Genomic DNA, 26,064 nt, shown 5'->3' with positions numbered 1-26,064 from the left:
CAAACAAAAAAAGGCCGAATCCATGTGACCTGCAGAGTGGCAGCGCAGGGCTCAGCTACGGAACGGTCAGGTCGCGATTGGAGATGCCGAAATACCGCGTGTGCGCAACATCGAGGATGCGATTGACCAAGCTCGAGAAGCTGAGCCCGCCGGTGGTCGCCGCCTGGACGTAAGCGCTGCGCATACCGAGTGCCGCCATGGAGTTGATCTCCAGCACAAAAGGCTGGCCGGAGCGGTCGATGCGGAGGTCAACGCGGGCATAATCCCGGCACAGGCACGCACGGAATGTCGAAACCGAAATAGCCCGCAGCACCCTCGCGAGCTTGCTCTCGATTCGCGCCGGGCAAATCCTCCGCGGCGCGGCGACGGCCAAATGCGCCTTGTCTTCCCAAGTCATAAGGCGTGTTTCGCGGTCGCCGAAGTCGAGCTCCACGAAAGGCAACACCTCGGGCTCTCCATTTCCCAGCAGCGCGACCCAGATTTCCCGCCCCTCGATGTATTCTTCCACAAGCGCATCCTGCCCATAATTCGCGACAATCTCTTCTACGGCGTGCCTCAATCGAGCGGGCTCATGTATGAGCTGCAATCCGAAGCTGGTGGATTCGTGACGGGGCTTCACTACTACTGGGAATCGGAGATCCCCGGGACTCTGGGTACCGCGACCCATCACTCGAAAGTTCGGCGTTGGTACGCCGCGATCGCGGATAAGCCTCTTGCTGATAGCCTTGTCAAGCGCCAGCCCATGCCCTAGCGGGCTCGATCCCGTGTACGGGACGCCGGCCATCTCGAGCATGGCCGGAATGTGGGTGTAACGGCACTCGCCCTGAATTCCATACGCCATGTTGAAGACGATTCCGGAGGGGCGGGCTTCCGGATCCGGCGGCATGAACCGCTCGAGCATTGCAAGTAGTCCTTTATCGCCCTCGCACAGCAGCGTGTCATGGCCGCCCTCTTCCAGTGCCGCCACCACGCTTTCGACCGCCTCGCGGTCGTATATCTCTGGACAAGACTGACCAAATCGGTTGATCACGCCAGTACGATTATGATTCCACACGACGGCTACCCGCATGAGCTACTCCTTGGGTCTTTGCCCGGACTTTCGGATTGGTCGACTAAGGCGAACGGCTCCTGACCAGCGCCTCGCCGGTGCCACCGGCCCAGCACCGACTTTGCTCCCTCGAATAGGCGGCAACCGAGATACTTGTGCCCAGACCGGCCCAAAAACGTCCAGCACCTTCGCGCCAAGGCGGAGCCGAAAGAACACGATCACCAGCGCAACGCCGCGCGGCGGGGCAAAGAGCAACACGTTCAACCAATCCCTCTTAAGCACTGTCTCCGCTGAGACAATGTTATCTCTGCACATCTCGCTCAACGGAGCACCGCCAGGCCATGCTGAAGATCGGCTCGCTTCAATTCAGGGGCTGCGTTCGATGGTCCGCGAACGGACGAGCAACACAATTTTTCCATGGACTTTGCACACACATGCATAGGCTCGGCACACAAATGCAGAGTGTCCGGGGCGCGTCCCTCCCCCGCGTCGATCGTCCCACGGACACGCAGGATTTCCGGCCCCACTCTGTGCCGAGCGGGAAACCCGTCGCGACTGCGTGGCGCCTCTCGCACGGAAGCGGTGAGGCCATTGTGCTCCGCGCGGTATGAATCGGTCATCAAGGTTGGGCCCTTCGATCTCATTCTTCCGGCAATTCGTCTAACCAGCAAGCGCCCTCGACGTGAGGCCGGGAAAAGATCTTGCCGATCCTTTCGGGAGTCTTGTTTTGATGATATCGCATATACACACGGCCATCGGCTCCAAGGTCGAGGATCTCGATTTTCCCTGTGTAATGGGACATGATGTATTTGAATGTCTTTTGGATGCCACTGAGACGTTGATTGATGCCGCGCGTAATCTCTAGTCCGCGGCACAGTGAAACCTGAAAATGCGATGCCCCTTTCACGGGCCTGCCCTGAAAGAGATAATAAGGGCGGACCCCTACTTGGTGACACTTGGCGAAGGTTGCCGCCAAGATCTCTGGATCATCGTTGACTTTCGCGAGAAGTACGGACTGATTGAGGAACTGCACGCCCTGTGCGCGCAAAAAGCGAATGTTGCGCTCCGCATTGACCGAGATTTCCGCGACGTGATCAAAGTGTGTGACAATCACAGCGGTCTTACCCGCTTCATGGATCCGCTGGAATAAGGCCCGTAGAGAGGGATCCTCAAACCGGTTGGGCTTAAAGGCGAGCATTTTTGTACCGAATCGAATTGACTCCAAATGTTGGATCGGCAGCAGGTGATCAAGAACTTCGTTAAGCTTGACGGTGCTGAGCACGAAGGGGTCGCCTCCCGATAGCAGCACGTTCGTCATCTCAGGATGGCCGCTAATATATTGCGCAAGCCGAGCTAAATCGGGTCCGATTTCACCGGAGTCCTTGCCGACAATACGTTTGCGAAAACAGTAACGGCAATATGAAGCGCAACGGTCGGTTAGCAGCACCAACCCAGTTTGCGGATACTTGTGCTGAAGTCCGCGCAGGACCGTGTTGTCGTGTTCGCCGCTCGTATCCAAGGTGCCAGGACTCTGGAACTCCTCGAGTGAGGGCTCCACAACGTGCTTCAGCTGATCGTAGTGACCACTGTTGGTGATCTGTTCGCGATAAAATTTTGTGACATGATAACGCGTGATGTTGTTGGCTTGCAGCTCAGCCTTGGTAATGACACGCGCACCCTCGATGAATTTCATGACCACGGTTTTGGGTCTCGAGTTCGATTTGCTCGGCGTTGATTGACGCGGCCGAACGCGAGGTGCCCCCGAAATCGCCAGCGCATTCGCGGCGTTGCTCAAGCTCTGGTCGTCGTAGCCGCCCGCGATCACCTCTTGATCCCGCTCTGCCTGCGTATCGAACAACTCGTGAATGCAGCGGTCCTGCAGATAGGCCACTTCCATGGCGTTCCCCTCCACCAGGAGACGGCGGCGATCCCGCGGCGACAAAAGCGGCGCCGACCAGACCTGCTGCTCAGCGGCGCTCGCCGTAGTGCTCAGCACATACTGCAAATAACTCGCCAACCGCTCGACCGTGCTCCTCTCGAACAGCGACGTCGCGGAGATCAGCTTTCCGCGAATCGCCCCGCCGATATCAGCAAGGTCTCCCGCGAGATCATGTTGCGCGATACAGTCGCCAAGGCCGACGGAGCATGCGCTGTTATCGCTGGGCGTGCCGATCACCAGATCTTTTTGACGCGGCAATCGGTCCAACACCGAGGCCGAGCCCGCCAGGAGCACCGCAAACAACGTCGTCCTATAATGTCGGCTCAGCGCCTTTAGCTGGGCGGTCATCGCCTCGTCCAGCGCCAACTCGACGAAGCTACCTCTGTAGTCCTGCTGGCCCGGACGCGGCCGGTCCATCGGGGGCGCCAGCACCTTTGGCGCTCCCGCCAAGGTCCAGAGCCAGTATTCCGACTGACGGTCTTTTTGCATGGTGGTCGGCAGCATATGCTCGTCCGCCGCTAGACTCACCAGCCGTCCGCGGATCACCGGTCCAGCTTCCAGCTCGAACATGACCCGCGTTTCATGGCGCAACAGCTCTGAAAGCGTCGCATCCGCATTCACTGCCGGTGTCAGATTGTCCCGTTTCAGCGGCAGGCTGACATGCCCCGCTCCGATCTGCTGGAACGGCTTGCCGTCATCCACATCAAAGGTGGTGCGCAGCACCGCATGACGCGCCACTCGCTGTTCCGAGCCCAGCTGCAGGGCAGCCTCTTGCAATGCGCGGCGAAGCCGCCGCCGGATCTGGATGTGACAGGGCTGGCTGCCGCCCTCCAAACGCGACAGGAAAAGCTGCTGGGCGAATGACTGCGACACCAAGCACGGACGCGCCGAAGCCTGAATCGGCGGCGCCCTACTCAACAGTGTAGCGTCTGTGGCATTGATTTGGATCAATCGAGCAAGTTTCATCTGAACTCTTCGGCCGGCGAGCGCTAGGATCAGAACGGACGGTTCAATGTGTCCCAGCAATCGGCGTGCCACAAAGGAAGTGGGACGAGCCTTTGCTAAAGGAGCGCAAAACTCATGTCCCTTCGCACCGCAACGGCTGAATACTTGCGCTCAGCGTGTCGTATCCCGAACGTAGCCGTCCTAAACCTGACACGATCCGCTCGGCGATCTCCTCGCCGCACGATGCTACGGTACTGGAGTTTGGATAGCGTGTAAAAACCCGACCGACCTGATTCGCGGTAGTGTCCTGAGTCACAACTTCGAGGCATTTGATTCTTGTTAAGGTTGCACGCTGTGCCATAGCTTCGGGACAAGAGCGATGGAGCATTCGATGCCACGGCAACTTGCATCTCTGGTCCTAAGCGATGAGGAACGGGCTGAGCTGAAAGGCCATGGCGGCCCGCCGCAAGACGTGCCCGTCAACACTCAACCCGGACCATCGTAGGTCGTGAACTGGCAAGCGGCCAAGCTCTGCCACATGGTCTGATGATGGAGAACTGCAAGGGCCGATCATAGATGCGCGCTTCACCGAGGCCAACGGTACGGCGGAGCGAACGACAGCGCTCGACAAGATCGAGGGCACAGTGCCAGGCCGGGCGGCAGCGTGGCCGCCGACAAGAACCATGACATCGCCGACTTTCTCGCGGCTTGCCGCAAACGCGGCTGCACGCCGCATCTCTCGCAGAACGACACCAACCGAGGCTCCGCGATCGACGCGCGCACGGGGCCGAACTCTGCGACAACACAGACTTGATTGCAGGCAAGTTTCTCCTGGTGATGTGCCGAATTTCGGCTCTACGCATCCTACATTAGGGGGAACTCTGGTTCTCAAATCGTATCATGCATAACCCCAGAAATCCCACGCTCTCTCAGAGTTCTCAAAACCGAGCGCCCTCAAGGGCCCAATTCGATGCATCCGGCTGCCTTGAACTTCGTGATCATCTCGCGGGACCTTGGCCAGGGAACGCCTCCGGGCGATCGAGCGCTTAAGCCGGCCCTTATCGCAGCTGCCCCGAGTCTGCTCAGGCCGATTCTCGCTCGGAAAAGTGCATCACGCACCTGAGCCGAAGGCCGTGCTCCCGGAACGCATCGAAGCCATTTCTTGCAACAGTCGCTCGCCGTCTGCCATTCGCGGTCTCGGCGCCATTAAGAACGAAATTCAGTGTCTGAACATACAGCGCAGGCGCTTGCGCGTGAGGATCGTCGCTTCCCAGCTCGAATCGATCACCTTTGTGCCGAACGTCCTACGTTGGCAGATTCCAAGCCGTCGAGCTCTCGGGCCGGAAATCTTGGACCAGCAGTTCTCGAAGAACAGGACCGGCTGCTGAAAGAGGACATCCTTGGCCAAGTTCCGGGCGGGGCCGAATCTCGTCGGAGCTAATGAACACGGTCGCTGGTCGGCTAGCGCCTTTTTTTTTAATAGCCTGCTGCAACTATTGCGACATCGAGATCAACGGTCTCTGATGCCGATCGTCGGATTCGCGACATGCTGTCGGGCCTACAACGCGTCTGCTTGCGCAAATCGTTTTTATGAATCAACCCGTCGCACTTGGCACGAGCCTTGAAGAGGAATGTCATCCAGCATCGTATGCTTAAACAGTCTTAGGAATGGCCATCGATCCTCTCGGTTCACATATGTGTCGGGTGAACGCCGCTATCCGCCTCACGCGCTCACACGATTCCGCTATGGTAGTTCATACTTCGGGACCAGGCTCCCGCCGGCACCCACTGCCCCGATCGATCGGTTCGGCGGCCGGCTGCCTGCCTCTCCTTGCGCTTAACCCGCGCGAAAGCGGAAGTGCTGGCGACGGAGCTGTTCTCATCGGTCGGCGAGGCTTAGATCCGGGCTCAACAACAGGTCCAAGCGGAAGCGCGCTGCGCGTGAGTCCGCATCCGAAGGCGATCGCGATTCAGGGCGGTAAGAGAACCGTCTCGGTGAAACAAAACCTTATTGCTCTGCCGAGGCAAGCCGGACAAGCTTGATTTCCATGGACACAGTAGACGAAAGAAGACCGCGGCAGAGATTTACGAGATGGGCGGCTGGTCATCACCTCGCTTTCGAGCTCAGGGAAACCGCGAAACTCGCGTTGCCGATTGTACTGACGCAGCTTGGGCAGATGGCGATGATGACGACTAATCTTGCGTTCATCGGGCGCATGGGCCCTGAGGCGGTCGCCGCGGTAGCGTTGGCCAGCAGGGTCTATCTCGTTAGCTTCACGTTCGGCGCGGGCCTGCTGGCAGCGATCGCACCATTAGCTGCGCAGGCGTTCGGGGCGGATGATCTACCGGTGGCACGACGCTCGCTGCGCATGGGGCTATGGGCCGCACTGTTGCTATCGGTCCCGATTGTGGCGTTTGCGGTGCGCGGAGAGCAAATCCTGCTCACCATTGGCCAGTCGCCAAAGGCGGCGCGGCTCGCCCAGCAATATCTGTTCGGATTGGCTTGCGGCATCGCGCCGGCGTTGTTGTTTCAGGCCCTCCGTAATTTTTTGGGCGCGGTCAACCGGCCGGAGCCGATCTTGTGGATCACGCTGGCGGCCGCCCCCATCAACGCCCTGCTGGTTTATCTGCTGATTTACGGGAAGCTCGGCTTGCCGCGGCTGGAGCTGTTCGGGGCGGGTCTTGCGACCACCCTGGTGAACTGCGGGACGTTTTTGGCCGGTTTGTGGTTCGCCACAATGCGTCGCCCTTTGGGTGAGTACCACGTGCTTGCACATCTCTGGCGTTTCGATTGGCCCCTAATGCGGCAGCTGATCGTGATCGGGATGCCGATCTCTATCGCCTACTTGATCGGCTACGGAGTATTCTCTGCCGCAGCGCTCCTGGCCGGCCTGATCGGCACCAGGGCACTTGCCGCTCATCAGATCGCGCTTCAAGTCGCCGCGACGTTGGCCATGATCCCGTTCGGCATCAGCATGGCCGCGGCCGTTCGCGTTGGCCACGCAGTCGGCCGCAACGACGGTCCCGGCATCAAGCGGGCGGGTCTGGTCGCGATACTGCTCGGTGTCCTGATTGCTACGATGCTGACACTTGCGGTGATTCCCGCGCGTTTTCAAATCGCCAAGTTGTTTCTGAGCGAACCCGCTGGCGATGGCGACACGACGATCAGACTAGCTGCAAAACTCCTTTTGGTCGTCGCGAGCCTGTCCATCAGTGATGCCGTACAGAACGTTGCGGCGGGCGGGCTGCGCGGACTGAACGACACGCGGATGCCGCTTCTGTTCGCCTGCATTTCCTATTGGGTGATCGGATTTTCTCTCAGCTACGTGCTTGGCTTGAAGATCGGACTTGGCGCCACTGGTATCTGGATTGGCTTATCAATTGGGACGACGGTCTACGCCGGGTTCCTCGTCCTGCGTTTCCAGCTGCTCGCAGACAGGCTTGCCCTCCAGAGCCGACACCTGATCGCGTAACGCACGAGTTTGGAAGTCACGCTCGGCATTGCGCCCCTGACTGCTGCCCGATCGCTTGCCAGATGGTGGATCGTCGCCATCCTTCGACACGAAGTTCATCATGCTGGCGCATGCCTCGATCAGCGAGCCATCGACCGACAAGATGCTCAGTCGACAAGAGCCCAAGCAGCTGTGGCAGGGTTGCGCACGGCGACTAAGAACTTGGCGGCGAAGTCGCCGATCCCGATTCTTGCAGGACGTGGTGGCATCCCACACCGGATCGTCGTTCGACAGACAGACGAACCAGAACAGATTTTAGTCGGTAACCGCCAATCTGAGGCCGTTCGGGTGAGAGCCTCGATCCGAGATCGGCCCGCCATGCGCTATCCGCTCGAGAGTTCGTGTGTGCCGGGCGTCCGGATCAACGTCGTTCACCTTCGTCTGTAGAAACGTAGCAATGGTGGCCCAGTCCGGCCGCCGCCGTGGCTGCCCGCGAAGAGCGCATTTTTCTCCTAATGGTTCGTGGCCGGATCGCCCCGTCGACGGTGTGGGAGCCGATCTCGATCCGAGCCGTCGCTCAGGGAGCGCTCGAAAGCGATGTTCCCGACAAGCCGAACGATGAGCAGATCGAATTCGCCTTTCCCGAATGACCCGATGTCCATATCGTCATGAAGAACTACGCCACCCACAAAAAACCTAAAAGCGTGACTCGCCCGTCGGCCACATCATCACATCATGTCCACTTCACGACGACTTTCGCGTAATGGATCAATCAGGTCGAGGTTCGCTGAACTCACCAAAAAATAGATCCAGCGAGCTGTTCACACCTCGGTCAGGCAGCTCGAGGCCGACGTCCGCACCTTCATCGACCTGCACAGAAACTCCGAAGGCCTTCAAATGGACCAAAGCCGCAGACCAGATTTTGGCTTCCGTCAATCGCTTCTGCCACAAAGCCCAGGAGACTTGGTGTGGCGAACTTTAGATTCACGAGACTAGTCTTAGTGACTCAGAAGCCGCAGGGGTTGTGGCGACTCACCTTTTTGAGAAGATTTCGACTTTCAGCAAGCGAGGGCTGGGATGAGTCTTCGGGTGATGGACAGGCGCTGCTGCATTTCATCGGCGAAGGGTGTTTGGTCGGACGAGCGGGTTTGGCCAAGGTAAGCGAAATGGTTTGCCGACCAAGCTCGGTTCGATCATTGACCATACGAACTTCCCCATGCAAGCGTCGCAGTTAATTGGTCTCTCGCACCAATATTGCGGTCAGGTCGGTAAGCGGGCCAACTGCCAAGTTGCTGTATCGCTGTCGGTTGCAATCAGCATGCGAATCTGCCGGTGGCCCACCGGCTGTATCTTCCAAAAGGATTTGGGCGAATAATCAGACAGGTCGGCGCAAGGCCGCTGTTCCCAAGGAGGTTGGCTTCAAGACCAAACCAGCGATCGCGCTTGAGCCACAGCCTTCGGCCCGTGAGGCTGGCCTACCGGGCGGTGCCGTGTTGCTGGATGCTAGCTGTGGCAAGAATAGCGAGCTGCGCAGCAAAATTACCAAGCTGGGGCTGACGCTACGCAGCCCAGAATTCTGTCGATGACCACGGTGTGGGCGCCCGGCAACGGCCCGCTGGCGGCGAAGAACTGGACCGGTGGCGGCCGGCCGCCGAAGCTGATGCGGCGCGACGGTATGCATCGGCCGCTCTCGGTCAAAGAACTCGGCCTCGGCCTACCTACGCCGGCATGGAGAACTCACATGGCGCGGATCACCTGTCTCTCATTTTGTTCTCTTGTGCGTTCGTGTCGCGCATCGTGATTACTGGCTTTACAACCGCCGACCCCAACAAAACCTCCTGATCGGCTGACCCGACAACGAGCAGGAGCCGACCAAATATTGGCTCTCGAAACTCGCGCAAGAACCCGTTTTTGTTCTGAGCTCGTGGCGAGGCTTTCATAGCGATGCCACGATGTGCATCGCAGCTTACGGATTCATGATCTCCGAAGGGGAGGTTTCTCCGCGCTGTTCACGCAACTTGCCCTACCGCCCTGAGAATCGGCTCTTGCGGCCTGAGCGGCACTTTCCAAATTCGATTGCAACGGTGCGCAGACGGTTGATCGCTGCTCTCATCCAAACACTGCCACGATCGTCGTGCCTTGGCCCGACAATCGTATCCGAGGCATTTGTGATGCAGTGAAACTACTAGAACGGGTCGGTGCGCACTGCGTGGTAGTGCGCTAGGGATCAGTATGCGTGAATGAACAAGATTCATCGAGTTTACTCGGGTTGAGCCGATGAGCGGCCATAAAGGTCGTCACGTGTTCGCGGGGTGCGGTGCCACCGAGCCCCGCACTTGCGCGATAGTTACCCAAGGCAAGGAGTCAAAGCATGTGTGGGATCTGCGGATGGATTGACTTCCATCGTGACCTAGGAGGTCCCGACGCCCGGCGGGAGCTTGCCGATATGACAGCCACCATGGCCTACCGCGGTCCGGACGACGAGGGGACCTGGATCGACGGGCCCGCGGCGCTGGGACACCGCCGCCTAGCGATCATCGACATTCAGGGCGGTCGTCAGCCGATGACGCTCCTGGAGGACGGCCGGCCCGCGTTGGTGCTCGTGTACAGCGGCGAGGTTTACAACTACCGCGAGCTGCGTCGACGTCTCGCCAACCTGGGACATCGGTTCGATACGAGCAGTGACACCGAGGTGGTGCTGCACGCCCACCGCGAGTGGGGCCACCATGATCCCAGCAGCGCCGTGAGCGAACTCAACGGGATGTTCGCCTACGCACTCTGGGACACCGTAAAGCGCGAATTGCTTCTCATACGCGACCGGCTCGGCATCAAGCCGCTTTACTACTACCCCACCGAGCACGGGGTGTTGTTCGGCTCTGAGCCAAAGGCGATCCTCGCGAATGGTCTCGCGGAACGGGCCATGGACGCCGAGGGGCTTCGTCGCACCGTATGCTCCGTCGCCGATCCGGGCAATACCGTGTTCCGCGGCATGCGTGAGGTACGGCCCGGCCACATCGTCCGCGTGACCCGCGACGGCATCCAGCAGATGAGCTACTGGCAGCTCACTGACAGCGGGCACACCGACGACGTGCCTACCACCGTTCGGCGCGTCCGCGAGCTGCTCGAGGACACGATCCAGCGGCAGCTCATCGCCGACGTGCCGCTGTGCACGCTCTTGTCGGGTGGGCTTGACTCCTCGGCCATGACCGCACTGGCCGCGCGCTTCAGCGGCGAACGGATCCGGTCCTTCGCCCTCGACTTCATCGGCTACACCGAAAACTTTACCCCCAGCCCGATGTGCCCCACACCCGACGGGCCGTACGTGCAGGAGGTCGCGAAGTTCGCTGATACCGACCACACGGACATCACATTATCCGCGGACGAGCTCATGGACCCTGGTGTGCGGTCCGGCATCCTCCACGCTCGTGACCTGCCGTTCACCCTCGGCAACGTCGACAGCTCGCTCTATCTGCTGTTCCGGGCGATCCGGCAACACTCGACGGTGGCCCTGTCCGGGGAGTCAGCCGACGAGCTTTTCGGCGGCTACTCGGGGTTCCACGACCCCGCGTACGTTCAGGCCGACACATTTCCCTGGTTCTGCAGCATCGATATCGCCCGGCAGTCTCTAGACCCCGGCCTTGTGGAGAAGCTCGATTTCCCTGGCTACCTCGACGAGCAGTACCGCAGGGCACTTTCGGAAGTACCCGCCCTGACCGGGCCGGCCTCGGCCGATCCGCACGAGCGTCGCATGCGCGAGGTCAGTTACCTCTTTCTCACGCGCTACCTGCCGAGGCTGCTCGACCGCAAAGACCGGCTGAGCATGGCTTTGGGTCTCGAGGTGCGGGTCCCCTACTGCGACCACCGCCTCGTTGAGTACGTGTTCGGCACTCCATGGGCCCACAAGACTTTCGACAGGCGCGAGAAGAGCCTGCTGCGGGCCGCGACCGCGGACCTGCTGCCGGCGTCGGTGGTGCAGCGAGTTAAGAGCGTGTACCCGCCTATCCAAGATCCCACCTACGACAGAATGCTGCGCACCCATTTCACTGCGCTGCTGAATGACCGCAATGCCGCAGTGGCACCACTGCTGTCCGTCGACGGCTCCCGCGCCTTGCTCAACGCGACCGACAACATTAGGTGGGTGGAGCATATCCTGACCATCCAGGATTTTCTGACAGACTACAACGTGAGCCTCACGGTCTGAGGCGGCGGAACACGCACATTCCCCTCGGATGTCTCCCACGGTTCCGGAATGATCTCGCCCTATGGAGCGACAAACTGGATGAGAGGCGCATTGCGTCGCCAGAAATGTTCGTGAATGCTGAGTTGTTGCCTCACGTAAATTGCTCCCCAATGGCAAGGGAGCGCAGGGACAACGATGAGGCGATTGAGTTTGGCGACGCGCAAGGAACTGAAGTCTGCTTTGGCGCGGCGCTACAGGATGTCGAGCCGTATTGCCTCGTGGAGGAATGTTGCCGAAGACGCGATCGTTGCCTCTTTATTTTGCTTCCAAGAAGTCGGACGGTCGGTACAGGGGAGGCTGGCCGGGGTTGCGCGGGTGCGCCGAACCGAGGATTGCCCGATATCGCCTCAGAGCAGGCGCATCGCACGCTTTGGATGGAAGCCCGTCACAACCACAAACTCGTCGAGAATTCGCGCCTTCTCCGCATGGCTTGCCTCTCTGTAGCGATTCCCCACAGCCGCCGTCAGTTCTCTTCGAGACGCCATGCTCGGTTGCCTCATTATCATCGCCCCCGCAGTAACCATCCCACTGGGGAGCAAATTACGTGAAACGCGGCCCAGCATTCAGGAACATTTCAGGCGGCGCAATGCGGCACGGAGTTTGTCGGGTTGATTGTCGCGGCGCGTCAATCAGCAGCGATATTGGCGGCTCTGGCGTATGAGGCCGGCCGCCCCGGACCTCGTTTTCGTCCGATAGCCTCGCGCCGGCGGTAGCTCTCGACATTCGTCTCGAAGATGCTGGCGTGATGGACCAAGCGATCGACAGCGGCAAGACGTGCCCGCCGGCGCCAGCGATCGAAGTGCAACCCAGGGTTGCAAACGCTGCGGAAGGCAGTCCGTTCAGAACCAAGAGATTTGACGTTTCTGATTAAGCGGAGGCTGCTCAGCAGCGAAAGGCGACGGTGCGGACCGCTGCGACGAGGCCTTTTTCCGTAACAGAGGAGCACGCCGGTAGGAACAGCCTGTGAAGGCCTCGCGAAAACTAGCGAGCCATCGATCTTCTGCCTCCAAACGATCAAGGAAACTACCCGCCACCGATCACCGCGTCATCTTCATTGGCCCGTGCGTTTCGTATTGTCGAGCAGCTCGAAAAGCCCTCTCTGGATCGCCGCCCGATCTTCGATTTCGAAGGCAAGTCAAACCACGCTTAGTAGATTGATATATTCCAAAAAAAGGGCCACTCCGAAGAGTGGCCCACCAAGTCAGGGAGGAAACGCCCTCAACGGGCCTCTGGGATCAGGCCGCAGCCTGTTCGATCGGTGAGAATGGCAGGCCGAGACTCTCGGCCACGGCCCTATAAGTTAGCCGCCCGCGGTGGACATTGAGGCCTGCGCGCAAATGCGGATTTTCGAGCACGGCGGAAAATCCCTTGTTGGCGAGAGCCAAACCAAATGGCAGCGTGGCGTTATTCAGGGCCTGACTCGAGGTCAGCGGCACAGCTCCCGGCATATTGGCCACACAGTAATGAATGATGCCATCTACCTCGTAAGTTGGATCAGCGTGGGTCGTCGGACGAGATGTCTCGAAGCATCCGCCCTGATCGATCGCTACGTCGACCATCGCGGAGCCTTTGTGCATAGACCTCAGCATGCCGCGGCTGACAAGTTTCGGCGCGCTTGCGCCGGGCACGAGAACGGCGCCGATGACGACGTCTGCCGCGAATACCTCCTCTTCAACCGAGTCTATCGTCGAGAATCTGGTACGAACTCGCCCTTCGAACAGTTCGTCCAGCTCGCGAAGCCGGGGAATGGAACGGTCGAGGATAGTGACCTCGGCCCCCAAGCCCGCCGCCATCCTTGCAGCGTGACTTCCGACAACGCCCCCTCCGATCACCACGATGCGAGCCGGTTGCACGCCGGGCACCCCCCCAATCAGCAGTCCCCGTCCACCAGCGTAGCGCTTCAGCGCCGCACCTGCTGCTTCGATCGCAAGTCTCCCCGCAACCTCGCTCATTGGCGCAAGCAGAGGAAGTCCACCGCGCCCGTCAGTCACGGTTTCATAGGCAATTGCGGTGCAACCAGACTTGATAAGGCCTTTAGCCTGCTCAGGATCCGGAGCCAGATGAAGATAGGTGAAGAGGATTTGGCCTTCTCGCAGCTGTGTCCATTCGGACGGCTGCGGTTCCTTCACCTTGACGATCATTTCACTCGACGCGAACACCTCGCGAGCAGAGGCCGCAATCGCCGCGCCAGCCTTTCGGTAATTATCATCTGTCGCGCCAATCCCGGCACCGGCGTTCGTCTCGACCAAAACGCTGTGGCCAGTGGCCACGTATTCGCGGACGGCCCCAGGCGTCAGCCCAACGCGGTACTCGTGCGTCTTGATTTCCTTGGGAACACCGACCTTCATTTGCAATCTCCTTGGTGAGTGGCTCTTTGTAATCGGAAGAGCGGTACAAACCTGCAACTCGGAAGTCTAAATAGCGCAGTAATCCGGCGATCTTTGGACCAACTTGCAGGATTTCGAACCAACGCCGGACATAATGCTCGACCCGATTTTTGCGAATACCGCTGATGAGAGTTCATCAACGATGGATCGTGTTTTTCAGAAGTTCGCTGAGCGATTGACCGAAAGCTCACACCCAAATGAAGCTCAACAGAGCATGGCCGATGTCGCCGCTGCGCTGAAATTGTCGTGCTTCGCCTATCTTACGCTTCCGCGTGGGCCAGACCGTGTCCCCAACCTGATCTCGACATATCCATCCTCCTGGACGGCGCTTTACTTGCAGCGCGGTTACGAGTCCGTCGATCCGGTGGTACGTCGGGCGATCCAGACGTCTAAGCCCTTCCGATGGGGACTTGCATTCCAACCACGAAATCAGTCCGATTCAGAACGCACGCTGTTCGAAGAAGCCGCCAAATTTGGGATTCGCTGCGGATTTACATTCCCAATCCACGATGACCATGGCGCGATCGCCGCGTTGAGCTTTGCTACCGACGAGCATCGAACGAGTTTTGAGCGCTCGTTACTCGAGCACGCCCAGAGCTTGCGGCTCATCGCAAGCTTTTTCCATGCACATGCAAAGCGCTTTTGGACGATTGATCGAATGGTCGCTGGGGTGTTGCTGTCTCCTCGCGAGCATGAATGTCTCGAATGGTCCGCGCGCGGCAAATCAGCCGGGGAGATCGGGATCATTCTCGGCATCGCTGAACGAACGGCCGGATTTCACCTGGACAACGCACGTGCGAAGCTCGGTGTTAGCTCGCTTCGCCAAGCCATCGTGCTGCTAACCGAATCAAAATCTCGAAAATAAAGCGGCCTGCCCGCCATGAACACCTGTGCAACTGCACAGGTACGCTTGCCTACGGCTCTCTGCTTAGTTGCCGAAACAAAGCAGGGAGACAAGGATGATGCAGCTTATCACGCCGGAGCACTACGGCGACTTCGTTCACGATCTCGCCGAGATGCACCGGCTGCTCTGTCGCGTATTCAAACAACGGCTGGACTGGAGCGTCGAGATCAGCGGCGACATGGAGATCGACGAGTTTGATGTCCTTCGACCGGTGCATCTACTAAACCGCTCTCCTGCCGGGCGTATTCAGGGTTGCGTTCGGCTTCTGCCATCGACCGGCTCAACCATGCTGAGAGACGCCTTCTCCGTCCTTCTCGACGGGCAACCGGCGCCACGAAGCCTCAGGTCTGGGAGAGCAGCCGATTTGGGCTCGATATTTCTCGCGACGCGCCGAAAGCGAGTGGCGGACTTGCTGCCGCCACCTACGAACTCTTTGCGGGCATGATTGAGTTCGGCCTTTCCATTGAATTGACCGAAATCGTCACCGTCACCGACGCGCGGATGGAGCGCATTCTTCGGCGCGCAGGATGGCCACTTCGCCCCATTGGAAAAGCTCGTCCTCTCGGAAACACCATAGCGATAGCCGATTCTTAGAGGTATCGATCGATGCCTTGGAGCGTATCCGCAAGATAGGGCGCATCGCGGGGCCGGTGCTATGGGCTCCGGTCATCCGAGCGGTCGCGTAGGCCTTTCGAAGAATCGCTCCCGATCGGGATCTCCGCTTGAGCGTGAAAAATGCACAATCTCTTTCGATCAAGACCTTCCCTTCAGGCCAGCAAAGCGCTTGAACTGAAGCATCTGAGATCGGCCGTTGCCGCGGCCGATTGCGGCAGCTTTCGTGGAGCCGCGGAGCTACTGAGCTCGCAACAGTCGAGCATCAGCCGGAGAATTGGCGAGATAGAACACCCCTTGGGTATTAACCTTTTTGAGCGGTATAGTGGAGGTGCGCCCAACCCGAGCCGGCTGCGACGTTCTTCGGATGGCGCGGACTATACTGGAAGAATTCGACGCGCTCATCGCAACCGCGAGATCCGTTCAAAACAACGAAACCGGCCGGCTGAGTGTCGGCTTCGGCACTGCGCTTTCGCCAGGCAGTCTGCAAGCCTCACTGCTCGAGTTCAAACAGGCCGTCCCGCAGATCGAAGTGGTGACAGTCGAACGATCACGGACTCGCCTGGCAGCGGCACTTCGCAACGGCGTTCTCGACGTCCTGATCGCCACAGGGAACTTGCCGTTGCTCGACAACAAAGCAAGATCGTTATGGAGCGAGCGTGTTCTTGTCGCCTTACCTCATGATCATAACCTCGCCGCGCGCGACATTGTCTACTGGACCGACCTACGCGGAGAGACGGTGCTGCTGAGCCATGACGATGCCGGAAACGAGTTGGAAGACCTGTTGATTTCCAAGCTCGCGTCACGCGGGGATCGTCCCAGAATCGAGCGGCATGACGTCAGTCGCGGAATGATCAAGGGTCTGATCAGCACGAACACAGGAATCAGCCTCGTGCTAGAATCCGACACGGTCATCAACGATGCAGACCTCGTCTACCGCGAGCTGCGCGACGACGCCGGTCCGAGCCGCTTCGAGTTTTTGGTATGCTGGCGAGCCGACAATGAAAATCCTGCCCTGGCCGCTTTCCTGAAGTTCCTCTCCAAACCCTATCCCTCACCTCCGCTCGGACGCTGACGCGCCCGCCGAGCCTTCCGGAAGCTCCTGTCGGCGGCCATGAACCGCTCCAACATGGGTGCGATAAGCTTGGCAGGATCCCCGACCGGTTGTCCTGTCTCTTTTGCGAGGATATCGGCGTAGGCCACGAGATCCCGGTGGATGCTCGCCGGCAGTTCGTGCGTGACCTTAACCGGCTTGTCGTCTTCGATGGCTCCGAGCTTCAATTTCGGCATGGCCCTCATCCTCTGTATGGCTCGAGCACCAAGTCGCGGTTTACAATCACGCGCACCGGAAATCCCGGGCGGATCGTCAGGGTCGGTTGGATGTTGAGATTGCGACGGACCTCCTGCTGGCCCGTCTGATTGATCGAATCGCCTGCCCCCCGACGGAGCGCGGCGACGAGGTCGCTGTTGGCGTTACCGGTATCCGCGCTGGAATTCACCTCGGTGCCCACAGCAACCAGGGTCGAAAGCGCAGCCGCTCCCAACAGCTCCCTCCAATGAGTGTCGACCTGGTCCTCAAGGCCGGAGTAGCCCGCCGCATCGGCACCGGGCTGGCGCTCCAGCACGATCGATCGTCCATTCGGCATGATGAGCCGCGTCCAGACCAGGAGCACGCGCGACTGTCCGAACGCGACCTGGCTGTCGTAAGTACCGATGAGCCTTGCTCCCCGCGGGATAAGGCGAGCCCGCCCCGTGGGACTATCATACACCGATTCCGTCACCTGCGCCGTGATCTGGCCTGGCAGATCGGAGCGGATTCCCGTGATGAGGGCAGCTGGAATAACGGTGCCAGCTTGAACCACAAAAGGCGAGGCCGGATTTGCCAAACGGTCGAAGCTCGTTGTGCGCTTATCGACAGGTGTATTGACGAAAGCGAGTTTTCGTTCCTGCGCGTTCTGGGCGAAGGCCTCATCGGAGGAGCTCGACGCCGTTGAAGGCGCCTCTCCGGGCGATGTCACGACTGCCGGGGGCCGGACATTGGTGCTGGCAAAGACCTTACTGATGCGCGCCGCCTCCGATTCCTGATTGACCCGCTGCTGTTCGGCATCAATCCCAAGGGCGCTCGATGAGGACGAGCCTTGGGCCGCAACGATTGGCCGGCCAAGATCGCCCGGCAAAGGCGGTCCAAGCCGTGACCGTGGCACGTCCTTGGGGAGCGCGGCATAGTCTTTGGGTAACGTCGTGACCTCATCGTCGACGTTGTGGTGGTCGGTCGAGTAAAGCTCTTCCGGAGTAAGGCGCTTGCGATCTCTTGCCCTGCAGGGCCCAGAACGCGGCACCGCAGATCATAACGAGCGCCAAAGCGCTGCCTCCTGCAAGCACTTTGCGGGACAGGCGCGCAACCTGCGGCGGCGCCGCGCGGAGCCGCAAGCGTTCCCCCACCTCTTCCGACGTTGCGGGCCGAGGAGCATCTTCGCCTCTTGCATTCCCCTGATCGGTATCGGTCACGAGGACCTCCCGTCGGTTCGCACGATCCGGACCTTCTGCTGGTGTTCCCCGCCCAATCTCAGTTCGGCGGCTGAGAACAGACGGTCGACGATCAGCACGTTTCCAAAAGCGCGATAATTCACGAGTTCGGTGTCGCCCTCGGGCCCGATGACGAAGAGTGGCGGCATTTCGCCCTGACCGACACCGGCCGAGAATTCGATATAAACCTTCCGGCCGTCATCATAGACATTGACGGGACGCCACGGCGGAGTGTCGCCTTCGATGCTGTAACGATAGCGGCGCTGTGTCAGATCCGGAATGATGGGAATGGGCGGCAGACTTTTGCTACGCGAAGCTCTCTCCTCGGGATAAAACCACGCCACCGATGGCATATAGGGCTTCTCGCGGGAGCGAAGCACGATCAGGTAGGTGCGTTGTCGGTGTTGATGACGAGATTGGTCTGGATCGCAGGGCGGGTCGGCTTCACCATGATGTGGACACGGCGGGTATCGCCATTGCCACTTTCGGTGTCACCAACGACCCAGCGAACCGTATCTCCGGCGGCGATCGGCCCGGGGCCGATCAGCTGCTCGCCAGGCTGCAGCGCAATATCAGTGATCTGCCCGGGCGCGGCGTAGATCTGGTAAAGCGCGCCCGGACTGAAGGAGAATACCTGCACAGCATTGAAGTAGCCGGCCTTTCGGGGCTGCACCCGTGCCGCATCGTTTGCCGTTTTTCGATCCGCTCGATGGGCTCTTTGGCTTCCGCATTTTTCCCGCCTCGCGCTGGCCGCCAGGCGGGCGGAACTTGCAGCGGGCGTGGACGATCCTCGGCAAGCGGCGGCAGGTCTGGCAGCGACGGGACGTCGCTATCATAGCTGATCTGCAAAGGCTTGAAGACGGTGCAGCCGCCGAGGACAGACACAGAGATCAGAAGAGCGAGCCCCAGGCTTGGCCGGGCTCTCTTTAGAACGAATACAAGACCTGACACCATGGCTAGCCGAGCTCCTTCGACCAATTGATTGCGTTGACATAGATGCCCAAGGGGTTCTTCCGCAGGCGATCGAGATCGCGCGGCACGTCCACAATGATGGTGAGGATCGCGCTCGACCGCTCGGTCGTGGCAAGCTGACCGTTGTCATAGCGGCGCTCGATCCAGGCTAAGCGAAAACTCTCGGGCGAGGCCCTGATGACGCTCGAGACCTCGATGGCAACTTGTGTTTTTCCGAGCTTGTCGAAGGGATTGTTGGTGCGGGCATAGTCATTGAGCGCGGCAGCGCCGCGATCGGTGACAAAATCGTAGGCGCGCAGCCAGTTCTGGCGCAGCACAATGGCGTCCAGCGTCAGGCCGCGTACATGTTCGATGAACCGGGCCAGGTGAAACGCGATTTGCGGATCGGTCGGTTGATAAGTGGCATTCGCGGGCGCAACAGTTTTCGCTTCGCCCAGCTGGTCAACTTCCACGACCCATGGCGTGACGGTCCCTTGGGCGGACTGCCAGACCAGGGCGCCGGCAAAGCCGGCAGATAGAAACAGACAGGCAAAGGCCATGAGGCGCCAGTTCCTGGCCTGGACGCGCGCTGAGCCAATGCGGTCATCCCAGACTTGCGCGGCGCGCTGATAGGGCGTGACCGGTTCCGGCGTACGCCCATAGTGGACAGCCGATCGTTTGAACATGGTTTGAACCTCAAGATGTAACTGAGATTGGTATTTCAGAAAGACGCGTCAGCGGTCCTCTTGCGAGAGATCGACCGACCCACCACTGCCACCGTGCTCGCCTGAGCGAACTGCCTGCGTCGCAGCTGATGCTCCATGACTGATCGTCTGGGCGCGCTTCATGCGGCGAACTCATGAAGGTGGACTTTCAGACGAGGAAGAACTATTGCCAGCACCACCACTGGTACCACCATCTCCGGCAAAACGAGCGGCGAGGGAGCGCAATGGGCTTGCCGCAGTCGAGGCACCCGCCTCCGTCGCACCCGACAGTCCACCTCCGCCAAAGGCGCCGCTCGTAAAAACTCTCGCCCCGTTGGCGGCACCAGCCGCCGCAGTGCCGGCCAACGCAGCGCCGGCTGAGGCAAGTCCGGCTCCGGCCGCCACGACACCACCGGCCGCAAGGCCAGCACCAATGGCTGAGCCCGCACCGAGCTGGGGCCCGCCGGAGACGATGCCGTTGGCGATACCAGGGCCGAAGATGCCGAGGCCCAACAAGGACAGAGCGCCCAACACGAAAGCCATCGCATTCTCGATTGTGGGCTGGCTGCCGCCAAAGCCGGCTGTGAACTGCGAGAACAAGGTCGAGCCAATGCCGACGATCACGGCAAGAACCAAGACCTTTACGCCTGAAGAGATGACGTTTCCCAGGACCCACTCCGCCGCAAAGGCTGTCTTTCCGAACAGGCCAAAGGGGATCAGCACAAACCCTGCAAGTGTCAGCTTGAACTCGATCAGAGTGACGAAGAGCTGGATTGCCAGAATGAAGAAGGCGAGCAGCACGATAATCCAGGCGAACAGCAGAACCGCGATCTGGACAAAGTTTTCGAAGAAGCTGACGTAACCCATCAGGGAGGAGATCGAGTCCAGGATCGGTCGCCCGGCATCCAGCCCAACTTGCGCAATGCGATCTGGCCTTAAATAATCTGCTGATGAAAGACTCGTGCCTGAGGCCCTAAGGCCTAAAGACGCAAAGCTTTCGAAGACGATGCGCGCGAGGCTGTTCCAATTGCCGATCAAACAGGGTTTTCTTGACCAGACGGGCAATAATGTCCTCTTCAGTCCCCAACGACCAGAACAGGCTCGCAAGCGTCAGGTCGATCGCCGCAAGCGTGGTCGCGAGATATCCGACTTCGCCGCCCAAGAGACCAAATCCGGAGTCGATATATCGGGTAAAAGTTTCCAGGAATTGGTCGATGACACCGGTGCTGCCCATCGGTTACTCACTTTGCGTAGGAACGGTGGGGTAGCGCGAAGGCAAGCGGCTATTATCCTTTGGCGGCACGGGTGATGACGGCCTAGCGCTTGGCGGCTCTCTGTCCGAACGTTGTGAAAAACTGTCCTTTTGGTTGAGGAATTGCCGGCGCTGCTTGGCCCAGATCTTCTGGCATTCAAGAACAGCGTCCCGCTGCTCGTAGGTGACGGCGCGGCAACGCTCGAGCTTGGCCGCCACGGGATTTTCCACGTGATCTAGCTCGGCACGCGACTGGTCTGTTTCGGTTTCGTTGCCACGGAGCTGGATGGCGCAGGCGGCAACGACAAGGACAGCGAGCGCCAAGGCGATCGCGGCAGGCAGCCGTTCAAATCTAGTGGTCATTAATGGAACATCTGCACGGTTGTGGGTTGATAGGCTTGGCCTTGCTGAAGGAAGCGCCGGAGCTGCTCCCTGCCCTGATCTTGGGCCGCGGCACGTTGGATTGACTCAAGGGATTGCGAGCGCCCTTGGGCTGCGACGGCGGCCGTCAGATCGGCAAGCTGCTGCGCCTGAAGTGCGATCAGCTGATTGCCGGCCTGGCTTGCCTGCAACGCGCCTGTTGCCCCCTGGCTGGCGGTCAGAAGCGCCGACAATTGCGTGCGGTTGGTGTCGAGATTGCCGACAACGGTAGCCTGGACCCGCATGGCATCTTGGAAACCGGCCACCGAATTTTGCCAGCGCGCTTGGGCGTTACCGATCAGCATCTGGCCGGACATGCTCGCCGATGAGGGGGCGTACGTGGTTGCGAATGCGCTGTCGATTTGCTGGACCTGGTAGCCAATTCTCTGCGCCTGAGCGAGAAGCTGCTGGGTGCGCTGGATCGATTGCTCGAGCTGTTGCAAGGACGAGTACGGCAGATTTGCGAGATTCTTGGCCTGATTGACCAGCATCTGCGCCTGGTTCTGGAGCGAAGTGATCTGGTTGTTGATATGCTGCAATTCGCGCGCAGCCGTCAGCAAATTCTGCGCATAATTGTTCGGATCGAACACGACCAACTGCGCAGCGGCTTGCCGAGCCGCCCCGGAAACAGCAATGGCGATCAAGCTCGCCGCGAGGGAAACGGAGCCGCCTCATGAGGAGCCTCCGTTCCTGGCAAGCCGCGGAATGAGATCGCAGGCCCAACCAAGGTCGCGCGCCTGCAGCCAACCCGTGACGAATTCCTCCCTTCCCTTCTCGGCCATTGTCCGCTAGATGAGCGCCTGGTCGGCTTTGGAAGAAGCGGCCCTAAAGGCGAGCGCGATCTCGCCAAGACCGAGTTCGAACAGCCGATTACCGCAGCGGGACTGGCAGTAGTAATCACGCTTGGGGGTCGGCGCGGGCGAGGATCTCGATCTGGCGGTCGTTCAGTCCAAAGCGCCGATAGATGGCGGTGATTTGTGGCTCGATGGCGCGGTCGTTCGGCAGCAGAATTCGGGTTAGACAGCTCTCGATGACGGCGGGCGCGATTTCCGACCCGCCGATGTCGGCAAGCGACTGGGTCGCGAAAATGACGGAGGCGTTCTTCTTGCGCAGAGTCTTGAGCCATTCGCGAAGCTTGCCGGCAAACCCGGCATCATCGAGCGCGAGCCAGCCCTCGTCGATAATAAGCAGCGTCGGACGGCCATCGAAACGATCCTCAAGGCTGTGGGATAGGTAGGCGAGCACTGCCGACGCGACGGGCGTCCCGATCAATCCGTCGGTCTCGAAGACCTGCACGGATGAATCCCCAAGCCGCTCACCTTCGCCATCCAGGAGCCGCTGATATGGCCCACCTAAGCAATAAGGGTGTAGCGCGCGCTTTAAGGCATTGGATTGGAGAAGAACGGAAAGTCCCGTGAGCGTACGCTCTTCAAGGGGAGCCGAGGCGAGTGACGTCAGGGCCGACCAAACGTGATCCTTGGTTTCGGGGCTGACATCGATCCGTTCACGGGCGAGAAGCGAGGCAATCTATTCCGAGGCCCAGGCGCGCTCTGCGATATCATCGATGCGCGCAAGAGGCTGGAGAGCGACAAACTCACTGGTTTCGCTCCCAATCGCGCCGCCGAGATCATGCCAGTCTCCTCCCATGGCGATGCTGGCTGCTCGGATCGACCCGCCGAAATCGAAGGCAAAGATCTGCGCATCGTCATAGCGGCGGAACTGCAGCGCCATGAGCGCGAGCAGGACCGATTTTCCGGCTCCCGTCGGCCCGACAACCAGCGTGTGCCCTACATCTCCAACATGCAGTGAAAACCGGAACGGTGTCGATCCCTCGGTCTTGCCAAAGAAAAGCGGCGGCGCTTTGAAGTGGTGGTCCCTCACCTCACCGGCCCATACGGCCGAAAGCGGGATCATATGGCGAGGTTCAAGGTGGAAAGCGGCGGCTGACGGACGTTGGCGTAAGTTTGTCCCGGCAGGCTGCCGAGCCAGGCTTCCACTGCATTGACTGTCTCCACCATGCAGGTGAAGTCCCGCCCCTGGATCGCTTTCTCGACGAGCCGCAGTTTTTCGTCGACGGCGCCGCCATCCCTGTCCCAGACCGTGACTGTCGCTGTGACAAAGGCCTTACCGATCTGATCCGAGCCCAGTTCCTGAAGCGCGCTATCTGCATCAATCGCCTTGTTGTGAGCATCACTATCGAGAAGACTTGAAGCCTCGTTCGTCATCACCTCTTTCAGGATCGCGGCGATCGACTTCCGCTTGGCGAACCATTGCCGTCGGATCCGGGTCAGGACCCTTAAAGCATCCGCCTTGTCGAGCATGATGGCCCGGGTCGACCAGCGATATGGAAACGGCAACCGATTGAGGTCGTCGAGAATCCCGGGGGTGGTCGCGGTCGGAAAGCCCACGACCGTCAGAACGCGCAAATGCGCCTCCCCCAAGATCGGCTCGAGCCCACCCGTGAGTGGCTGATCGGCAAGTAGCGCGTCGAGATACATGGGGATCTCAGGGACACGCACCCGATGCCGCCTGGTCGAGATCGTCGAGTGCAGGTAGGTCAGTGTTGCCTCATCATCGAGCCAGCTGCATTCCGGCATAAAGCCTTCCACAAGCTGCAAGACGCGGTTGGTCCGGTCGATGAAGCCGCCCAACACCTCTCGTGCATCTACCACGCCCGTGCGATGACTGCCCTCGTACAGGAGCCGCTCAGCCATGGCGGCCCCCTCCGCTGGCGGCAAATAAAGGAGAGTCAGGTAATACTTGATTCAAAATGAGCGCCTGTCTCTTCAAATTGCGCTTTCCGCTCCGCGTCGACCAGGCTTGACGCCGCATCCGGAAAAGTACTCGCAGGGTAAGCCCCGGCCGAATGACGCTGAGCCTCGACGAAAATCGCCCAGCCAGAACCTAGCCGTCGGAGCGCATTGTTCAGCCGCCCAGCAATGGCGACGAGTTCAGCCGGAACGGCACTATCGAGATCTGGTCCACGGAACCTTGCCTTCCGCTGAAACGAGCCATCCTTGTTGAGAATGATGCCCTCATCCACCAGAGCCGCCCAAGGCAGTAGCGGCAAGGCGCGTGTTTGAACGGCGATATTCCGCAAGATTCATCATATGCAACTCTAGGAGCTGAGGTGGCTTGGAATGCGCACGTGCCGGCTTACGACTTCCACGAAATCGGGATCGCGTTTTGCGGCCCGGACGGCGGCCATGTGGCGGACGAACCAGAAAAGAAGGCCGGCAACCCACAGGCGCAGCCCAAGATCGAGTGCAGCCGCTAACGTGCCGTTGGCGATCGCCACGGCGCGCGGCGCACCGCCCATCAGGATCGGCTCGGTGAGCGCACGATGCACGGGCGCAATAAAGCCTGCGACAGGCGCCTCCATCAGATCACCACGCCACCGCCGAAGGAGAAGAAAGGCAGAAAGAAGCTTGATGCCGCAAAGGCAATGGACAGACCGAACACGATCTGAACCAGCCGACGAAAGCCACCAGACGTGTCGCCAAATGCGTGCGATAGCCCGGTCACGATGATAATGATGACGGCGATAATCTTGGCGACGGGACCCTCGACCGATTGCAAAATCTGATTGAGCGGCTGCTCCCACAGCATGTTTGAGCCAGCGGCCCAAGCCGGGACACTGCTCAGCCAAAGGGTCACAATGGCCGTGGCCGGAATGCTGGCGCGGCGGCGGAGAGATGAAGGCATCGTCATGACTGGTCTCCAATTGCAGATAGGATGTAATCACCTGATGCTCCTAAGCCGGTGACGCGGGCGAGCTCGCTCAAGCGGCGTTCGGCGCCGCGGCCGCTGAGCACCGCGATCAGGTTGTTTCGGCGACAAGCGGCCGCGGGACTGTGACGACAGCTTCCTGGACCCGTTGCTCGAGCCGGCGTAGCGCCCCGAGCGCCGTTCCGGCATGGATCGTGCCGATTCCGCCCGGATGTCCTGTGCCCAAGCCTTGAGCAAATCGAGCGCTTCGGCTCCGCGCACCTCACCAATGGGAATACGATCGGGCGCAGACGGAGCGACGAACGGACCAGGTTGGAGAGCGAGATCAAGCCGTCCTTCGTGCGGAGCGCCACGAGGTTTGGCGCCAAGCACTGAAGCTCGCGCGTATCTTCGATGAGAACGACCCGATCAGTCGTTTTAGCGACCTCGGCGAGAAGGGCATTGGTCAGTGTCGTCTTGCCGGTCGAGGTGCCGCCGGCGACCAGAATGTTCTTGCGCGCGCGAACTGCATCCCTCAATGCACCGGCCTGATCCGGCGTCATGATGCCGACAGCGACGTAATCCGCGAGGCTAAACACGGCAACCGTCGACTTTCGGATCGCGAATGTTGGCGCGGCAACGACCGGCGGCAGCAGCCCCTCGAACAGCTCCCCGTCTCGGGCAGCTCGGCAGAAATCCTTGGGCTCACCGGATGAACTCGGCACCAACGTAGTGAGCCACCAGGCGGATAATTCGCTCTCCATCAGAGGAGGATATATTCTCGCCAGTATCCGTAAGGCCGCTCGACAGTCGGTCGATACACAATCGCCTATGGGGATTGAGCATCACCTCGATGATTGCCGGATCTTCCAAATATCCTGCGATGGCGGGCCTCAGCGCGGTACGCAGCATACGCGCTCCGTGCAAGTTCGCTTCTGAATCAAAAGGAATGGATCGCCACGATTGCCGCACGCTG

The 26,064-nt window shown here is 59.9% G+C and carries 15 protein-coding genes and 9 pseudogenes; 9 read left to right on the top strand and 15 right to left on the bottom strand.

The annotated features are described in order from the left end of the window. Nucleotides 1–55: 55 nt before the first annotated feature. Both ABIB80_RS22045 and ABIB80_RS22040 read right to left on the bottom strand, forming a co-directional pair. Nucleotides 56–1,069 (bottom strand): D-alanine--D-alanine ligase family protein, encoded by a 1,014-nt coding sequence (locus tag ABIB80_RS22045; protein ID WP_354128321.1) that lies wholly within the window; start codon nucleotides 1,067–1,069, stop codon nucleotides 56–58. Nucleotides 1,070–1,688: 619 nt separating this feature from the next. Then, complete coding sequence (locus ABIB80_RS22040; protein WP_354128320.1) at nucleotides 1,689–3,953, bottom strand: condensation domain-containing protein; 2,265 nt, start codon at nucleotides 3,951–3,953, stop codon at nucleotides 1,689–1,691. Between the two features lie 2,027 nt (nucleotides 3,954–5,980). On the opposite strand from ABIB80_RS22040, the gene ABIB80_RS22030 reads away from it, so the two are divergent. Next, complete coding sequence (locus tag ABIB80_RS22030) at nucleotides 5,981–7,405, top strand: MATE family efflux transporter (RefSeq protein WP_354128319.1); 1,425 nt, start codon at nucleotides 5,981–5,983, stop codon at nucleotides 7,403–7,405. Between the two features lie 294 nt (nucleotides 7,406–7,699). On the opposite strand, the pseudogene ABIB80_RS22025 reads toward ABIB80_RS22030, so the two are convergent. Continuing rightward, nucleotides 7,700–7,977 (bottom strand): annotated as a pseudogene (locus ABIB80_RS22025) (hypothetical protein); the annotation flags it as partial. Nucleotides 7,978–8,040: 63 nt separating this feature from the next. Between ABIB80_RS22025 and ABIB80_RS22020 the strand changes: the two are divergent. From ABIB80_RS22020 to asnB, 4 genes and pseudogenes are all read left to right on the top strand, one after another. Then, a pseudogene (locus ABIB80_RS22020) lies at nucleotides 8,041–8,366 on the top strand (IS630 family transposase); the annotation flags it as partial. A gap of 144 nt (nucleotides 8,367–8,510) precedes the next feature. Beyond that, the gene (locus tag ABIB80_RS22015; RefSeq protein ID WP_354128318.1) at nucleotides 8,511–8,759 is read left to right on the top strand and encodes a transposase; all 249 of its coding nucleotides are present in this window, start codon (nucleotides 8,511–8,513) and stop codon (nucleotides 8,757–8,759) included. After that, nucleotides 8,674–8,970, top strand: a complete 297-nt coding sequence (locus ABIB80_RS22010; protein ID WP_354128317.1) for a transposase — start codon at nucleotides 8,674–8,676, stop codon at nucleotides 8,968–8,970. Before ABIB80_RS22015 ends, ABIB80_RS22010 begins: the two co-directional genes overlap by 86 nt. A gap of 785 nt (nucleotides 8,971–9,755) precedes the next feature. Then, a complete protein-coding gene (gene asnB, locus ABIB80_RS22005; protein ID WP_354128316.1) occupies nucleotides 9,756–11,585 on the top strand; it encodes an asparagine synthase (glutamine-hydrolyzing) in 1,830 nt (609 codons plus the stop codon). Between the two features lie 1,274 nt (nucleotides 11,586–12,859). On the opposite strand, the gene ald is transcribed toward asnB, so the two are convergent. Next, the gene (gene ald, locus ABIB80_RS22000) at nucleotides 12,860–13,972 is read right to left on the bottom strand and encodes an alanine dehydrogenase (protein WP_354128315.1); all 1,113 of its coding nucleotides are present in this window, start codon (nucleotides 13,970–13,972) and stop codon (nucleotides 12,860–12,862) included. A gap of 181 nt (nucleotides 13,973–14,153) precedes the next feature. Between ald and ABIB80_RS21995 the strand changes: the two genes are divergently transcribed. From ABIB80_RS21995 to ABIB80_RS21980, 4 genes and pseudogenes are all read left to right on the top strand, one after another. Next, nucleotides 14,154–14,876, top strand: coding sequence for a LuxR family transcriptional regulator (locus ABIB80_RS21995; RefSeq protein ID WP_502918745.1), 723 nt, complete (start codon nucleotides 14,154–14,156; stop codon nucleotides 14,874–14,876). Between the two features lie 94 nt (nucleotides 14,877–14,970). Continuing rightward, nucleotides 14,971–15,601 (top strand): annotated as a pseudogene (locus ABIB80_RS21990) (acyl-homoserine-lactone synthase). A 49-nt stretch (nucleotides 15,602–15,650) separates the two neighbouring features. Continuing rightward, nucleotides 15,651–15,797 (top strand): annotated as a pseudogene (locus ABIB80_RS21985) (LysR family transcriptional regulator); the annotation flags it as partial. Between the two features lie 97 nt (nucleotides 15,798–15,894). Continuing rightward, nucleotides 15,895–16,602, top strand: a complete 708-nt coding sequence (locus tag ABIB80_RS21980) for a LysR family substrate-binding domain-containing protein (RefSeq protein ID WP_354128313.1) — start codon at nucleotides 15,895–15,897, stop codon at nucleotides 16,600–16,602. Here the strand turns inward: ABIB80_RS21980 and ABIB80_RS21975 are convergent. The 11 genes and pseudogenes from ABIB80_RS21975 to trbB form a co-directional block, all read right to left on the bottom strand. After that, complete coding sequence (locus ABIB80_RS21975; protein WP_354128312.1) at nucleotides 16,575–16,817, bottom strand: DUF2274 domain-containing protein; 243 nt, start codon at nucleotides 16,815–16,817, stop codon at nucleotides 16,575–16,577. The genes ABIB80_RS21980 and ABIB80_RS21975 overlap by 28 nt on opposite strands. Before the next feature lie 5 nt (nucleotides 16,818–16,822). Beyond that, nucleotides 16,823–18,035 (bottom strand): annotated as a pseudogene (locus ABIB80_RS21970) (TraB/TrbI/VirB10 family type IV secretion system protein). After that, a pseudogene (trbG, locus tag ABIB80_RS21965) lies at nucleotides 18,032–19,007 on the bottom strand (P-type conjugative transfer protein TrbG). The pseudogenes ABIB80_RS21970 and trbG overlap by 4 nt, the downstream one beginning before the upstream one ends. Nucleotides 19,008–19,009: 2 nt before the next feature. Then, a complete protein-coding gene (gene trbF / locus ABIB80_RS21960; RefSeq protein WP_354128311.1) occupies nucleotides 19,010–19,690 on the bottom strand; it encodes a conjugal transfer protein TrbF in 681 nt (226 codons plus the stop codon). Between the two features lie 48 nt (nucleotides 19,691–19,738). Continuing rightward, nucleotides 19,739–20,942: pseudogene (gene trbL / locus ABIB80_RS21955) on the bottom strand (P-type conjugative transfer protein TrbL). Nucleotides 20,943–20,945: 3 nt separating this feature from the next. Then, the gene (gene trbK-alt, locus ABIB80_RS21950; RefSeq protein WP_354128310.1) at nucleotides 20,946–21,323 is read right to left on the bottom strand and encodes a putative entry exclusion protein TrbK-alt; all 378 of its coding nucleotides are present in this window, start codon (nucleotides 21,321–21,323) and stop codon (nucleotides 20,946–20,948) included. Continuing rightward, the gene (gene trbJ / locus ABIB80_RS21945) at nucleotides 21,323–22,024 is read right to left on the bottom strand and encodes a P-type conjugative transfer protein TrbJ (RefSeq protein ID WP_354128309.1); all 702 of its coding nucleotides are present in this window, start codon (nucleotides 22,022–22,024) and stop codon (nucleotides 21,323–21,325) included. The genes trbK-alt and trbJ overlap by 1 nt, the downstream gene beginning before the upstream one ends. A gap of 27 nt (nucleotides 22,025–22,051) precedes the next feature. Further along, nucleotides 22,052–24,490, bottom strand: a pseudogene (trbE, locus tag ABIB80_RS21940) (conjugal transfer protein TrbE). Between the two features lie 8 nt (nucleotides 24,491–24,498). Further along, complete coding sequence (locus ABIB80_RS21935; protein WP_354128308.1) at nucleotides 24,499–24,762, bottom strand: VirB3 family type IV secretion system protein; 264 nt, start codon at nucleotides 24,760–24,762, stop codon at nucleotides 24,499–24,501. After that, the gene (locus ABIB80_RS21930) at nucleotides 24,762–25,091 is read right to left on the bottom strand and encodes a TrbC/VirB2 family type IV secretion system protein (RefSeq protein ID WP_354128307.1); all 330 of its coding nucleotides are present in this window, start codon (nucleotides 25,089–25,091) and stop codon (nucleotides 24,762–24,764) included. Before ABIB80_RS21930 ends, ABIB80_RS21935 begins: the two co-directional genes overlap by 1 nt. Next, nucleotides 25,088–26,000: pseudogene (gene trbB / locus ABIB80_RS21925) on the bottom strand (P-type conjugative transfer ATPase TrbB). Before trbB ends, ABIB80_RS21930 begins: the two are co-directional and overlap by 4 nt. Nucleotides 26,001–26,064 lie beyond the last annotated feature (64 nt).

The organism is Bradyrhizobium sp. i1.15.2, assembly GCF_040548425.1.
Taxonomy (GTDB): domain Bacteria; phylum Pseudomonadota; class Alphaproteobacteria; order Rhizobiales; family Xanthobacteraceae; genus Bradyrhizobium; species Bradyrhizobium canariense.
The sequence above is the reverse complement of the archived record's forward strand: the minus strand, read 5'-3'. Positions and strand labels throughout refer to the sequence as shown.